Origin of the sequence: Aeromonas sp. R2-3 (assembly GCF_040908375.1) — a bacterium.
Taxonomy (GTDB): domain Bacteria; phylum Pseudomonadota; class Gammaproteobacteria; order Enterobacterales; family Aeromonadaceae; genus Aeromonas; species Aeromonas veronii.
Window position 1 is genome coordinate 212364 of sequence record NZ_JBFODP010000030.1, and the last position, 13413, is coordinate 225776.

Below are 13413 nucleotides of genomic sequence, written 5' to 3' on the forward strand. Positions count from 1 at the left end.
TCCGGGAGAGGGTCAGGATGAGGGGGATAGCCCCTCGCTCAGCAGGCTATCCAGACGTGCTCGCACTTTCTCTAACAGTGCCTGATCGCTACCGCGCCAATCGATGCAGCTTGCCAGCGTGGTGGAGGTTCCCGTCATAAAACGCAGTTCCCCGCCCGCCAGCTCGTAGAAGCGGCTTGCCATCCTGGTTCCCTCATCCACATCACCCGCCACCAGCAGCATGGCTTGCGCCAGCACGGCGCCCTGGTGATCCTGCCCTGGCGCCAGCCAGCGCTGGGCGGTACCGGTGATCTTGCGTCCCCCGATCACCAGATTGTACTGACCATCGCAAAAGGATCCGGGCACGAAGTCATAGCTTCCCTCAAGGCCGTACTCCGCCAACAGGGTCAGCAGCGGCGCCCCCAGCAGCCGGTAGTAGTGGGCGAGATCTGTGGTGGTGCGGGGCAGCAGCAGGGATAGGTTGAGGATCCCCGCACCGTGGGGCACGGCGGTACCGCCACTGTCGCGCACATGTACCGGCCAGCCTTCAGCTGCAAGTTGCTGGCAGGCGGCTTCGTAACGGGGGAGGCGGGTATCCTTGCGAGTGACAATCAGGCATTGGGGCGCCTGCCAGAGGTGAGCGCGGGGCTGGCCGTCATGGGCACAGTCGCGCAGCCAGTGCTGCTCTTGTGCCAGTATCTGTGCGGGTGAAGCGGTATCGGGAAGGGGGGAGAGCAGGCGATAGGGCATGGCGGCATCCTCAAAAAAGGCTGCCCAGCACACTACCCGTGGCGACTGGCAAGGTAAAGCCCCGCAAGTGCGGGGCTGTTTGCTATCGGTAGGCGATCTCTTAGGAGTGGCGCGCTTCGCGCTTGGGCAGCAGCAGGTTGAGCACGATGGCGGTAATGCCACCGGTGGCGACGCCGTAGGAGAGCACGCTCTTGGCCAGCTCCGGCAGGTGTTGCAGCACTTCCGGCACCTGCGCGACTCCCAGCCCCATGGCCAGCGACACCGCCAGGATCATCAGGGCGCGGCGATCCAGCTCCTCGCGGGCAATGATGCGCACGCCAGCGGCGGCGATGGTGCCGAACATCACGATAGTGGCGCCCCCCAGCACGGGCTCGGGGATCTGCTGCACCAGGCTGGCGACCGCCGGGAATAGGCCAAGCAGGGCCAGCATGGCGGCGATAAAGAGACCGACGTGACGGCTGGCGACGCCGGTCAGCTGAATGACGCCGTTATTCTGGGCGAAGGTGGACATGGGGAAGGTGGAGAAAACCGCCGCCAGCATGGAGTTGGCACCATCGGCCAGCACGCCGCCTTTGATCCGCTCCATATAGACAGGCCCTTCCAGTGGCTCGCCGGAGATATCCGAGGTGGCGGTCATGTCGCCGATCGCTTCGAGCGCCGTCACCACGAAGATGATGGCGAGCGGTACGAACAGCTGCCAGTCAAAGCCGAGACCGTAGTGGAGTGGAATGGGCACCATCACCAGGGGGCCGTCGAAGGTGGGGGCGCTCACTTTGCCCAACAGCAGGGCCACGGCATAGCCCGCCAGCATGGCGATCATGATGGCGGAGAGGCGCAACCAGGGGTTGCGACTGCGTTGCAGCAACACGATAAGGCCGAGCACCAGCAGGGAGAGGAAGAGGTTGGTGTGACTGGCGAAGCTGCCATCAGAGAGGGCTGCATAGCCGCCGCCCATGCTGATCAGGCCCACTTTGATCAGGGTCAGACCGATCAGCAGCACCACTATGCCGGTCACCAGCGGGGTGATGATCCGTTTCACCAGATGGAGGAAGCGGCTCATCACCACTATGGTGAGTGCGGCAACCATCATAGTGCCAAACAATGTGCCCAACAGATCCTCGGTGGGCATAGCGGCCTGCTTGAGGGCGAGGCCGGAGGCGATGATGGGGCCGAGGAAGTTGAAGCTGGTGCCCTGTACCGAGAGCAGGCCGGAACCGATGGGGCCGAAGCGGCGGGTTTGAATGAAGGAGGCGATGCCGGACATGACCAGCGACATGGAGACGATATAACGGGTGTCGGCGGCAGGGAGGCCGAGGGCATTGGCGATAATCAGGGGCGGGGTAATGATGGCGACAAACATGGCGAGCATATGCTGCAGGGCGGCGAACAGCGTCTGGGGCAGAGGCGGGACATCCTCTATGCCATAGACCAGTTCGCTATGGGCTCGCCTGGGTGGATGTGCCTCTCGATTGGCGCGTGTGACAGCAGCCTGTTCCATAAGTACCTCGAATTGTGTGGGGAGGGGGAGAAAATTGGGCGCTATTGTAGTGATTGAAATGAGGCTGACCAGCGCTAATTATGCAAAAAAAGGTTTATTTTTTGATGGGTTGAAACGTTTGCGCGCTGCTATTATCATCTGTCGGTTTGTGTGACCGACCTCTCCTTTTTATTCTCCCCGCTAATGACATTTTTACCACTTTGTAGGTGTAGAATGAGCCCTCAGTATTCATCGTGGAGACTCTGGATGCTCAAGTTGTCAGAGTTCTGGAGTGCGAGGGTTCACTCCGAAGACTTTACTCGTACTCGCATGGGCTTTATGACGGTGCGTTTGCGCCTGCTGACCTGCTTGCTGATGCTCGGATTGCCCGCTTGGGCCGTGGTGGATTGGCTGACCTTGCCCGCCGTTCATTTCGAGCAGCTGTTCCAGGCCAGGATCTTCTGCACTCTGGCGCTCTCGCCACTTATTCCGCTCTCGTACCTCATCCACTTCAAGCGGGAGCGGATGAAGCTGGCCCTTGGCTACCTGATGGCCGTGATGATGCTCTTCTCCCTCTTCTGCCTGAACAGTTTTGGCGCGGGACAGGAGTTACAGGCGGGCTATGCGGCCTTTCCCTATCTGCTGATCACCCTGTTTGCCATCTTCCCCATCCCCCTCTCCCTCGGCTTGCAACTGGCAGGCGTGGTGCTGGTGACCATGCTGCTGGGCCATTGGCTGCTGGTGGGCCAGAGCATCTGGAGTCAGGCCACCCTGAATCAGGTGTGGGTGCTCGGCATGTTTACCATGGCCAGTTGCTGGGTGCAGTGCGGCCAGCTCAACATGCTGCTGCGGCTATATCGGGAATCGACCACCGATGAGCTGACCGGCATGATGAACCGCCGCTTGCTGATGAAGCAGCTGGAGCAGGCCAGAATCCGGCTGCAACTCAAGAAGAAGCACTTTGCGGTGATGCTGCTGGATCTCGATCGCTTCAAGCGGATCAACGATATCTACGGCCATCTGGCGGGGGATGCGGTGCTCAAGGAGGTGGCTACCACCCTGGGGGAGCAGCTGGAGCCTGACATGGTGCTGGGGCGTTATGGCGGTGAAGAGTTTGCCATCCTGATGCACAACTGCGCCGATCCGGCGCTGGCGAGCAAAATGGCCGAGCGGCTGCGCATTGCCGTCGAGGCGCGGCTGGTGAAGAGCCCCACCTCGGACGAATTGCTGGAGGTGACGGTGAGTATCGGGATTGCCATGGCTCGTTCCGATGACACCATCGACATTCTGATCAACCGTGCTGACGAGTGCCTCTATCAGGCCAAGATGGCGGGACGCAACTGCGTGGTGGTCGAGGGGCAGAACCGCGCAAAAACAGATGCCGCCTGAGGGCGGCATCCTGTTGGCAATGTGCTGATGAGATCAGGCCAGCTTGTACTTGCCGGAGAGCTGCTGGGCCAGCAGCTTGAACATGTTGAAGACTGCCATGGTCTTGCCGGTCGGGGTGCCGTCTTCGGCCAGGAAATACTCCCCCTTGAACACCAGAATATCCCCCTTCTGCTCCACCGCATCGGCGCGCATACCGTGGATGAAGTCTTCATGCTCTTTGATGATCTTGTTGGCCATCTCAAGCAGGGCCGTCTCGGTGATCAGCTCTTTCTGTGGTTGCATGCTCGTCTCCTTAAACGACTACTGGACAGGGAAATCGTGGATCCCTGCCTCTGATTGAAGAGGCGCCCAGCATACTGCAAACAGGGTTTTTCTGTCATTGATATGACCCCGATTTGTGGTTGTTTATCCGATCACCAGATTCTTCAACCAGCAGCGTTGGCGAATACGGCGCTGCACCAGCAACACCTTGCTGAGCTCCTCCAGCAGCACCACCGCCACCACCCAGGAGAGGGGCCAGCCGAGCAGCGTGACCGCCACCCAGGCGAGCGGGATGCCGATGCACCACATGCCGACGATGTCGATGAAGATGCTGTAGTTCACATCACCGCCAGAGCGCAGCACCCCGATGATCCCCACCATGTTGAACACCTTGAGCAGCATCCCGAGGCACATGATGCCGAGCACCTGTCCCGCCTCCGTCATCAGCTCGGGGGGCAGGTTGCCGACCCACTGCAGCAGGTTGGCTTGCAGCAGCCAGACGATGATCCCCACCAGCAGCGCGCCAATCGGTGCCAGCAGCAGGAAGAGCTGGGAGTGCTGCCAGGCAATCTCGTACTCCTCGGCCCCGAGCCGGTGGCCGAGCAGGGTGGAGCAGGCCACCGCCAGTCCGAAGAAGAGGGAGATAAGGATGCTCTCCAAGGTGCCGAGTGTGGTCATGATGGCCAGCGAATCGGTGCCAAGATGGGCATAGAGAAAGCCGTAAATCAGCATGCCGAAGGCCCAGAGGCCGTCATGGAACAGCAGCGGCAGGGCGATCAGGGTAAAGCGCACCACCTCCTTACGCTTGAAGGCGGCCAGCCAGTCTGGTGCGCGCGGGATCAGGCGCGCTTCATAACGCTTTACGTAGAGCAGCAGCAGGGCTGTCTGCAGCAGCCGTGAAATGGTGGTGCCCCAGGCCGAACCGGCCACCCCCATCGCCTCGAAGCCGAAGTGACCGAAGATGAGGGCGTAGTTGAGGATGACGTTGGCGATGATGGCGATAATGCCGATGCGGGTTGGCGCGGCGGCATTGCCGACCGAGCGCAGGGCTGACTCCAGCGGCACTACGATGGCGGTACAGAGGATGGTGGCGCCGGTGATCATCAAGAATTGATCCGCCAGAGCTCGCAGCGCCGGATCCTGACTGGCAAAGCCGAGTACGCTGCCCGGTGATAACACATAGATGAAGGCAAAGGGCAGGGTGACCAGCAGGGCGCCCACTATTGCCAGCGCCAGGGAGCGGCGTACCCCGGCCATCTCCCCGCGCCCGAAGTATTGTGCTGCCAATACCGAGACCCCGCCCGCGAGGCCCGCTATCACCAGCAGATTGAAGAAGAAGACCCGGTTACCCAAGCCGACCGCCGCCACAGCCGTGGTGCCAAGCTGGCTCACCATCATGATATCGATGAGGCCGAGCAGGGAGAACATCATGGATTGCAGCGAGACAGGCAGGGCCAGCCGCCACAATCGGGTCATGAACTCGCGATCGGTGGTTTGTTTTAAAATCGCTTGCCAATAATTCATAGTTGTTAACCGGGTATGAGAAAAGCAAGGTTTGTCAGGGGTATGATAGGGGCTGGCGAGGCTCTTCTCACTGTGAGTAGCTATCGGTTTTCTTGTGTAAAACTATCCTGTTGAGGTGTTATGCCATTTGCCAGCGAGTGTCTGGAGATAGCGCCAGCCTGTGAAGAGCAGATGCTGGGACGTGAAGGGCTGCCCCTGCTCGGCGAGGCGGGGATCTTCCTGACCGGCCTATCCCGGGTGCGGGATCACTACCTCATCCGCCGCAATCGCCCCGAGTTTCACATCCTGATGGTGAGTCACGATGAGGGTGGCGCGCTGCTTACCGATGAGGGTGAGCAAGCCATTCCGGCCGGGTCGCTGATTTTCCTGCCCGCCGCCGTGCCCGGTGGGCTCAAGCTGATTGGCGAAAGCTGGCAGATCAGCTGGATTTTGCTCGATGACGTGCCGCGCTGGCAGCATCTGCACCGCCTTGGTCACCGTATCTGGCAAGGGGATGGCGGCGATCAGCTCTACCATCTGCTCAGCCTGATGCAGGGGGAGGGGGTTCGCTCTTCGCTGCAACCTCAACTGCTCAGCCTGTTGCTGGCGCTGCTGGAGCGCACCCTGCAAGGGGAGGTGCGCGGTACCCCTGAACTCAGGTTGCAGGCACTGTTTCGCCGGGTGGAGGCGCGCCTGGACGAACCCTGGAGTGTCGCCCTGCTGGCCCGACAGATGGCCTGCTCCGTTCCCCATCTGCACCGGCTCTGTCAGCAAGCGTTCGGTATGGGGCCGATGGCGAGGGTGACCGAGCTCAGAATGAACAAGGCGCGCCAGCTGCTGCTCTATACCAACTGGCCACTTGGCGAGCTGGCGGCCCGGGTCGGTTACAGCGATGGGGCCAACTTTGCCAACCGCTTTCGTCGTCTGACTGGTCAGACCCCCGGCGCCTTTCGTCGACTGGGTCGCAAACCTTTTGCAACGGATGTGCAAACTCTTTGAAATTAATGAGACAAGCCCCTAGGATCGGCGGGTCCCTGCGTCTAGCTAACCGTTTAGGTACCAAGATCCATGTTTGAAGATAATAACCAGAAACGTCCTCTCTACATTCCCTACGCCGGTCCCGCCCTGCTGGAGACCCCTTTGCTCAACAAGGGCAGCGCCTTCACCAGCGAAGAGCGCAGCAACTTCAACCTCGAAGGTCTGTTGCCCCAGAATATCGAGACCATCGAAGAGCAGGCCGAGCGCGCCTATCGCCAGTTCATGGCGTTTGGCAACGACATGGACAAGCACATCTACCTGCGCAACATCCAGGATACCAACGAGACGCTCTTCTACCGTCTGCTGCACAACCACCTGACCGAGATGCTGCCCATCATCTACACCCCGACGGTGGGCAAGGCGTGCGAGGAGTTCTCCAACATCTATCGCCGCGCCCGTGGCCTGTTTATCTCCTATCCGGACAAGGACAGGATCGATGACATGCTGCAAAACGCCACCAAGCAGAACGTCAAGGTGATCGTGGTGACCGATGGTGAGCGGATCCTGGGTCTGGGTGATCAGGGGATCGGCGGCATGGGCATTCCCATCGGCAAGCTTTCCCTCTACACCGCCTGTGGTGGCATTTCGCCCGCCTACTGCCTGCCGGTGGTGCTGGATGTGGGCACCAACAACCAGCAACTGCTGAATGACCCCTTCTATATGGGGTGGCGCAATCCGCGTATCTCGGGGGATGAGTACGCCGAGTTTGTCGATGCCTTCATTCAGGCGGTCAAACGCCGCTGGCCCGATATCCTGCTGCAGTTCGAGGACTTCGCCCAGAACAACGCCATGCCACTGCTCAACCGCTACAAGAACGAGCTCTGCTGCTTCAACGACGACATTCAGGGTACGGCTGCCGTGACGCTGGGCAGCCTCATCGCTGCCTGCAAGGCTTCCGGTGCCAAGCTCTCCGAGAAGCGGGTTGCCTTTCTCGGTGCGGGCAGCGCCGGTTGCGGTATCGCCGAGCAGATCGTGGCACAGATGAAGGCCGAGGGGCTGACCGATGCACAGGCCCGCAGCCGGGTCTTTATGGTGGACCGCTTCGGTCTTATCACCGACAAGATCCCCAACCAGCTCGACTTCCAGCGCCGTCTCTCCCAACCGGTGGAGCGCATCGCCGACTGGCCGGTGGGTGACAACATCTCCCTGCTGGAGGTGATGGAGCATGGTCGCCCGGACATCCTGATCGGGGTATCCGGTCAGCCGGGGCTGTTTACCGAAGAGGTGGTCAAGACCATGCACAAGCACTGTGCCCGTCCCATCATCTTCCCGCTCTCCAACCCTACCTCCCGGGTCGAGGCGACGCCGGCAGACCTTATCCGCTGGACCGACGGTCAGGCGCTGGTGGCCACCGGCAGTCCGTTTGCACCGGTGGAGTACAAGAGCAAGCGCTACGTCATCGCCCAGTGCAACAACTCCTTCATCTTCCCGGGGATCGGCCTTGGCGTCATCGCCTCCGGCGCCACCCGGGTGACTGACGCCATGCTGATGTCGGCCAGTCGCGCGCTGGCGGAGTGCTCGCCGCTGGTGAAAGGGGAGGAGGGCTCCCTGCTGCCGGATCTGGCGGATATCCATCAGGTCTCCCGCTACATCGCCAAGATGGTGGCCAAGACCGCCATGCTGCAGGGCAAGGCGGTACAGACCCCGGATGAGGTGATCGATCAGGCCATCGACGCCAACTTCTGGCATCCGGAATATCGCCGCTACCGCCGCACCTCGTTCTGATTTCTGCGGGAAGTGGCAAAGCAAAAGGGATGCCTCGGCATCCCTTTTTACTGCACGTCTGACATGGTTATTGCCTCAAGATCAACTACTCGCTGCCGCCCTGTACGCCGGTGACGCGCACCTCTACCCGGCGATCCGGCCCAAGGCAGTCGATGAGCGCCGCCTTCGCCTTGATGGCATCACACTGGTTGCCGGTGACCGGATTACTCGCGCCATTGCCCTGGATGCTCACCTTGTCGGCAGGCAATCCCTTGCTGATCAGAAAGTCGGCAACGGTTTGGGCCCGAGCTTCTGACAACCTCTGATTGTTGGCATCCGAGCCGATGCGGTCGGTATACCCCATCACCACCGCACTGCCATCCTTGGGCTGCACGTCGACGATCTGCTGGTAGAGATCGTCCAGCGCACTCATCCCCTCCTGTTTGAGGTCCGCTTTGCCAAAGGCGAACAGCACATCTGAACTGAGGTTAAAGGTCTGATCCACCACCTCCGGTTCGGCCGGTGGCGGGGGAACCACGACCGGGGCGGGCGTGGGGGCTGCTTCTTTGGGTTGGCTGCGGTTCGGGTGGATCACCAGCTCCAGCGTGGCGGTGCTGATGTCGCTGACCCAGCGCTGGGTACCGCTGTTGGCTTTGCCGTTATCCGGATCATCGCCAACGCGCACTATGTAGCGGTAGCGTGCCTGCAGATCGACCCAGTCATGGAGCCGGGCTGTCACTCCCAGACCCGCCAGCGGCGCCAGGTTGTCGTCCCCGCCATTGACTGACTCGACGTGATAGATATAGCCACCGCCCTCGGCAAACACCGAGAACATCTCGCTGAGCGGCAGGCGGCCAATGACTGACAGCGTGGCTCCCTTGCTGTTGAAGTCATGGCCGCTGATATCCCAGTCACCGGTGGAGAGATAGCCAATCTCGGCCCCCAGGTTTTCCGTGAAGTTGTAGCCGCCAAACAGGGAGAGCGCAGTCGCATCCTTGCCGACATCCTGACTGAAATCATTCAGATTGTGGGCAATGGCCCAGCCACCGCCAACCCCGGCATACCAGTCGTGAACCGGTTCCGCTTGTGCGCCTGTGCTCGCCAATGCCAATGCAATCCACACAGGTTTTACTCTTATGTTCATCGCGTATCCTCGTCGATGTTTGGTGTTGTGGGGTTGCCTGCTGGTCAAACCCCACACTTATGTATAGGTGACGGGCTGTTTTTAACCACCAAAGAGGTATGGGGGACGACACGCCGTGAACCATGGCGCGAGACGGGAAGAGGAAGAGCAAAAGAGGGTTACAAGGTGGGCGAATAAGCGGCAAGAAAAAGGAGGCCAGGTGGCCTCCTTGTTATGTCGGACTGCAGGATTACTGTTGTACTTGCTGCACGCCGGTGACGCGTACTTCTACACGGCGATCCGGTGCCAGGCAGGAGATCAGCTGAACCTTGCCCTTGACGCTGTTGCACTGGGTACCGGTGACCGGATTGGCTTCACCGCGACCTTCGATGGCAACTTTGCCAGCCGGCAGACCTTTGCCAACCAGGAAGTCGGCTACGGTACGGGCACGCGCTTCGGATAGTTTCAGGTTGTAGGCATCAGAACCGATACGGTCGGTGTAACCGACGACCACGGCGCTGCCATCTTTCGGCTGAACATCAACGATCTGCTGATACAGGGTGTTCAGCGCTGCGACACCTTCTGGCTTGAGGGTGGATTTGCCAAAGGCAAACAGCACGTCAGAGCTCAGGGCAAAGTTCTTGTCGACCAGTACCGGCTCGGGAACCGGCTCAGGCGCAGGGGTGGCAACCGGGGCAACATAAGAGGTGCGATTCGGGTGCATCACCAGCTCCAGGGTCGCGACGCTCATGTCGCTCTCCCAGGTTTTCTGCTCGTCACCCAGATTCCACAGATAGCGGTAGCGTGCCTGCACATCGATAAGGTCGGAGAGCTTGGCTGTCAGACCCAGACCCGCCAGCGGCGCAGTGCCGTTGTCGCTGTTGCCATTGCCGTTGACGTGGTTGAAGTAGGCACCACCTTCAGCAAACACCGAGAAGATGTCGCCCAGCGGCAGGCGGGCGATACCGGAGAGGGTGGCACCCTGGGTTTTGAAATCGGCACCGTCCACGCCCGCTTTACCGGCGTAGAGGTAGCCCAGTTCAGCTGCGTAGTAGTCGTTGAAGTTGTAACCGCCGAACAGGCTCAGCGCAGTGGCATCTTTGTCAGTGTCTTTGCCAAAATCATCCAGACCGTGGGCATAAGCCCAACCTGCACCAACACCGGTGTACCAGTCATCGGCAGCCTGAGCTGTGGTGCCTGCGGCGGCGAGCGCCAGTGCAATCAGGGTAGGAGCCATTTTGAGTTTCATCGGTTTATCCTCGTTGTGTTAGCCCATGTCGGGCAATGCACTTGTTTTTATTGCTGCGAAAAATCGCCAGCAAAGTGGATAGCGAAGGCTTTGGACTCTCATGATGCATTGGCGTCATGGACAACAGACCGGACAAGAAGCGCTTTTTAGTGCTTATCCAATACCTTACAGGCGCAACTACTTTATGCTTTCGAGACGGGGCAGGCAAGGGCAGGGAGGCGGGAGTGAGGGATGCAAGCGAGAACGAGACAAACAGAAAGGGATGCCGCAGCATCCCTTTTTTTCGCACTATCTGAACGAGGTCAGATTATTGCTGAACTTCTTGTACGCCAGATACGCGAACTTCTACGCGACGATCCGGAGCCAGGCAGGAGATCAGTTGAGCTTTAGCAGTTACGCCGTTGCACTTGGTGCCGGTAACCGGGTTAGCTTCGCCACGACCTTCGATGGCAACTTTGCTGGCAGCCATACCTTTGCTCACCAGGAAGTTGGCAACGGTACGGGCACGGGCTTCAGACAGCTTCTGGTTGTAAGCGTCGGAACCGATACGGTCGGTGTAACCAACAACAACAGCGTTGCCATCTTTCGGCTGGAACTCAACGATTTGCTGATACAGACCGTTCAGGGCTGCAACGCCTTCCGGCTTCAGGGTGTCTTTGCCGAAGGCAAACAGCACGTCTGAGTTCAGGGCGAAGTTCTTCTCTACAACTTGCGGAGCAGGAGCCGGCGCTTCTTCAACTACCGGAGCAGCTACCGGAGCTACGTAGGAAGTACGGAACGGGTGGTATACCGCTTCCAGAGTAGCGATGCTCTGGTTGGCTTTGTAACGCTCACCGTTGGCGTGCAGGTCAGCCACGTCCCACATGTAGCGGTAGCGAGCTTGCAGATCCAGCGCGTCATTTACCTTGTAAGTCACACCAGCACCGGCCAGCGGGGAAACTTTAGTGTCGCTGGTACCCAGACCATCGGTGTGACCCCAGTAGGCGCCGCCTTCAGCGAACAGGGAGAAGTCGTTGCCAACCGGCATACGGGCGATACCGGACAGGGTGGCACCCTGGCTCTCGTAACGGTTGCCGTCGGTGTTGCCACGACCGGTGTACTGGTAGCCCAGTTCGGTACCGAAGTTCTCGGTGAAGTTGTAACCCATGAAGGCGTTGGCAGCAGCCGCGTCTTCCTGGCCTACATTGGTGCTTTCCAGCTTGTTCAGGCCGTTGAAGTGAGTAGCACCGACACCGGCACCGAAGTAGATGTCGTCAGCGGCGTGAGCAGCGGTAGCACCCAGAGCAGCCATGGCGATGGCGATCATGGAAGGAGCCATTTTCATCATAAAAAAATCCTCGTTGAGATCGCACGTTATTCACGTGCTTCACACTTTGTAATTTATGTAAGCTGCAGGCTCCGCCGTACGGCTGGCGTCGAGTCTGGCAGATGACCCGGTATAACCGGGTTGCACACTCTCCTGGTGTGTCGAGTGCGCTGGCATGGCACGCAATGCGTGAGAAACCACTGCCAGGCAACTGATGTCATTCCGATGACGAGGCGCACTCTATGCCGATTTTAAAACATGATCAAGCTCACAAATGAGCCTTGTGGCAAATTGTGTCGTGCTCTTAACTGGCTGTTTATTTTGATTAATTAGTGATCCAGATAGGCCCTGTGCAGTTTCTTCTCCAGCTTCATATAAGCCTGAACCCAGTCGCTATGCGGGCTGGCAGGATTCGCTCTGGCGGCAAAGACCGAGAGGTAATCAGCCTGGGTTGCGCTCTGTAGCAGGGGGGTAAATGTCATCAAGAAATGTCGGGCCAGATAGGGGTCAAGGGGCCAGATGTTGAGGATGGCGCGAGCCACAGGCTGAACCGCAGCTGAACAGATGAAATGACGGTGTCCCGCCTCCAGCCAGTCGGCCATCTCGCACATGCCCGATTCGGGCACCAGACCACCATCACCTTGAGTGGTTGCCAGAGCAATTGCCTGACCGTTTACCGTGATGAGCTGCTCATTGTTATGCAAGGTGCCGTCGTGGCTGCGCAAGGCCAGGTCCGGGCATGCCTGTTCAAGAAACAGGCTGCAGCTCTCCGGCAGGGCGGCCAGCAGCTCGCTGGCGTGGCTGGACATCAAGGCCGGAAGCCAGAATGCTTCGGCACGATATTGTTCACCTTGCAGGCGCTGTTGTGCCAGTTCTTCTGTGCTGGATACGGGGTGCAGGCGAGAGATAATGCCGGGAAACGCCATACTTATTCCTCTTAATGGGTATCCGGCGGATTATACGAGTTATTGGGGGGGCCACAATAAAGGTTTCTTTTCGAGACTGTTTACCTGAGGCGGCTGAGCGATTACCATCCCCCCTTGAAGGCAAGGGTTGTCGCCGAAAGGCGCTCATAAGATAGAGGCTCGACCATAACGAGTCCGAACAAAACTGATACACTTGACTACGAGTCGTCGCGAAAAATAAAAGGCGGAGTAAATCCGCCAAACGGAGTATGGAACATTATGAATTCAAATATCGTCACTGTTGGCAAGAAGATCCGTCAGATCCGTGAAGCGGTCGGTTTGAGCCGTCCGAAGTTTGCAGATTTGCTGGGTGTTCCTCCCACCACGCTGAAAAACTACGAGCTGGGTTACCGTGAAGTTGGGGGCGCCTTCCTGGTTGCCCTGGCGCACCACCCGGATCTGCACAAGTTCACCCTCTGGCTGCTGGCAGACAAGAAAGTCGCCGAAATCGGCCAGATTGGCCCGGATGACCTCGCCAAGGCGTGATCATCGATGTGAATAGAAATGCCGCCTTCGGGCGGTATTTTTTTTGGGTTGCCGATCGATATTTTGATCTAACACGCTTTGAATTATCCATGCAGGCCAACGAGAATAAGCGGCCCCGAAAAGTGGGCCCCTGGTGGTATCTGGCCACCCGAACACTATTACATTCAGGATGATATGAGCAAT

At 59.1% G+C, this 13413-nt stretch carries 12 protein-coding genes; 4 read left to right on the forward strand and 8 right to left on the reverse strand.

What is annotated here, in order from left to right; genetic code table 11:
* Positions 1-12: 12 nt before the first annotated feature.
* Together AB5Z02_RS16140 and AB5Z02_RS16145 are read right to left on the reverse strand one after the other, a co-directional pair.
* Positions 13-729 carry a protein ligase gene (locus AB5Z02_RS16140; RefSeq protein WP_323916699.1) on the reverse strand — a complete coding sequence of 239 codons (717 nt, stop codon included), beginning with the start codon at positions 727-729 and terminating at the stop codon, positions 13-15.
* 100 nt (positions 730-829) lie between these two features.
* Positions 830-2227, reverse strand: a complete 1398-nt coding sequence (locus tag AB5Z02_RS16145; protein WP_040066712.1) for a nucleobase:cation symporter-2 family protein — start codon at positions 2225-2227, stop codon at positions 830-832.
* A 246-nt stretch (positions 2228-2473) separates the two neighbouring features.
* Here AB5Z02_RS16145 and AB5Z02_RS16150 point away from each other — a divergent pair, with 246 nt between their 5' ends.
* A complete protein-coding gene (locus AB5Z02_RS16150) occupies positions 2474-3595 on the forward strand; it encodes a GGDEF domain-containing protein (protein WP_064337021.1) in 1122 nt (373 codons plus the stop codon).
* Positions 3596-3628: 33 nt separating this feature from the next.
* Here the strand turns inward: AB5Z02_RS16150 and AB5Z02_RS16155 are convergent, their stop codons facing one another.
* Both AB5Z02_RS16155 and AB5Z02_RS16160 read right to left on the reverse strand, forming a co-directional pair.
* Positions 3629-3877 carry a YciN family protein gene (locus AB5Z02_RS16155; protein WP_368216464.1) on the reverse strand — a complete coding sequence of 83 codons (249 nt, stop codon included), beginning with the start codon at positions 3875-3877 and terminating at the stop codon, positions 3629-3631.
* 123 nt (positions 3878-4000) lie between these two features.
* Positions 4001-5380 (reverse strand): MATE family efflux transporter, encoded by a 1380-nt coding sequence (locus AB5Z02_RS16160; protein WP_047435970.1) that lies wholly within the window; start codon positions 5378-5380, stop codon positions 4001-4003.
* Between the two features lie 120 nt (positions 5381-5500).
* On the opposite strand from AB5Z02_RS16160, the gene AB5Z02_RS16165 reads away from it, so the two are divergent.
* Together AB5Z02_RS16165 and AB5Z02_RS16170 are read left to right on the forward strand one after the other, a co-directional pair.
* Entirely contained in the window at positions 5501-6358 is an 858-nt protein-coding gene (locus AB5Z02_RS16165; RefSeq protein WP_005338380.1) for an AraC family transcriptional regulator, read from the forward strand.
* A 69-nt stretch (positions 6359-6427) separates the two neighbouring features.
* Positions 6428-8122 carry an NAD-dependent malic enzyme gene (locus AB5Z02_RS16170; RefSeq protein WP_368216465.1) on the forward strand — a complete coding sequence of 565 codons (1695 nt, stop codon included), beginning with the start codon at positions 6428-6430 and terminating at the stop codon, positions 8120-8122.
* Between the two features lie 85 nt (positions 8123-8207).
* Here AB5Z02_RS16170 and AB5Z02_RS16175 read toward each other — a convergent pair whose 3' ends face one another.
* The 4 genes from AB5Z02_RS16175 to AB5Z02_RS16190 all read right to left on the reverse strand — a co-directional run bounded on the left by AB5Z02_RS16175 (position 8208) and on the right by AB5Z02_RS16190 (position 12705).
* Complete coding sequence (locus AB5Z02_RS16175) at positions 8208-9245, reverse strand: OmpA family protein (RefSeq protein ID WP_368216466.1); 1038 nt, start codon at positions 9243-9245, stop codon at positions 8208-8210.
* 229 nt (positions 9246-9474) lie between these two features.
* The gene (ompA, locus tag AB5Z02_RS16180) at positions 9475-10473 is read right to left on the reverse strand and encodes a porin OmpA (RefSeq protein WP_368216467.1); all 999 of its coding nucleotides are present in this window, start codon (positions 10471-10473) and stop codon (positions 9475-9477) included.
* 307 nt (positions 10474-10780) lie between these two features.
* A complete protein-coding gene (gene ompA / locus AB5Z02_RS16185) occupies positions 10781-11800 on the reverse strand; it encodes a porin OmpA (RefSeq protein ID WP_013723997.1) in 1020 nt (339 codons plus the stop codon).
* A gap of 308 nt (positions 11801-12108) precedes the next feature.
* Positions 12109-12705: a hypothetical protein gene (locus AB5Z02_RS16190; RefSeq protein ID WP_368216468.1), complete on the reverse strand. Its 597-nt coding sequence runs from the start codon at positions 12703-12705 to the stop codon at positions 12109-12111.
* 258 nt (positions 12706-12963) lie between these two features.
* Here AB5Z02_RS16190 and AB5Z02_RS16195 point away from each other — a divergent pair, with 258 nt between their 5' ends.
* Positions 12964-13230, forward strand: coding sequence for a DNA-binding transcriptional regulator (locus tag AB5Z02_RS16195; RefSeq protein ID WP_005338367.1), 267 nt, complete (start codon positions 12964-12966; stop codon positions 13228-13230).
* Positions 13231-13413: the final 183 nt, after the last annotated feature.

Bases quoted from the DNA above. Each gene is read 5' to 3' on its own strand.
- AB5Z02_RS16140 (WP_323916699.1), bottom strand. From the start codon at position 729: ATGCCCTATCGCCTGCTCTCCCCCCTTCCCGATACCGCTTCACCCGCA.
- AB5Z02_RS16145 (WP_040066712.1), bottom strand. From the start codon at position 2,227: ATGGAACAGGCTGCTGTCACACGCGCCAATCGAGAGGCACATCCACCC.
- AB5Z02_RS16150 (WP_064337021.1), top strand. From the start codon at position 2,474: ATGCTCAAGTTGTCAGAGTTCTGGAGTGCGAGGGTTCACTCCGAAGAC.
- AB5Z02_RS16155 (WP_368216464.1), bottom strand. From the start codon at position 3,877: ATGCAACCACAGAAAGAGCTGATCACCGAGACGGCCCTGCTTGAGATG.
- AB5Z02_RS16160 (WP_047435970.1), bottom strand. From the start codon at position 5,380: ATGAATTATTGGCAAGCGATTTTAAAACAAACCACCGATCGCGAGTTC.
- AB5Z02_RS16165 (WP_005338380.1), top strand. From the start codon at position 5,501: ATGCCATTTGCCAGCGAGTGTCTGGAGATAGCGCCAGCCTGTGAAGAG.
- AB5Z02_RS16170 (WP_368216465.1), top strand. From the start codon at position 6,428: ATGTTTGAAGATAATAACCAGAAACGTCCTCTCTACATTCCCTACGCC.
- AB5Z02_RS16175 (WP_368216466.1), bottom strand. From the start codon at position 9,245: ATGAACATAAGAGTAAAACCTGTGTGGATTGCATTGGCATTGGCGAGC.
- ompA (WP_368216467.1), bottom strand. From the start codon at position 10,473: ATGAAACTCAAAATGGCTCCTACCCTGATTGCACTGGCGCTCGCCGCC.
- ompA (WP_013723997.1), bottom strand. From the start codon at position 11,800: ATGATGAAAATGGCTCCTTCCATGATCGCCATCGCCATGGCTGCTCTG.
- AB5Z02_RS16190 (WP_368216468.1), bottom strand. From the start codon at position 12,705: ATGGCGTTTCCCGGCATTATCTCTCGCCTGCACCCCGTATCCAGCACA.
- AB5Z02_RS16195 (WP_005338367.1), top strand. From the start codon at position 12,964: ATGAATTCAAATATCGTCACTGTTGGCAAGAAGATCCGTCAGATCCGT.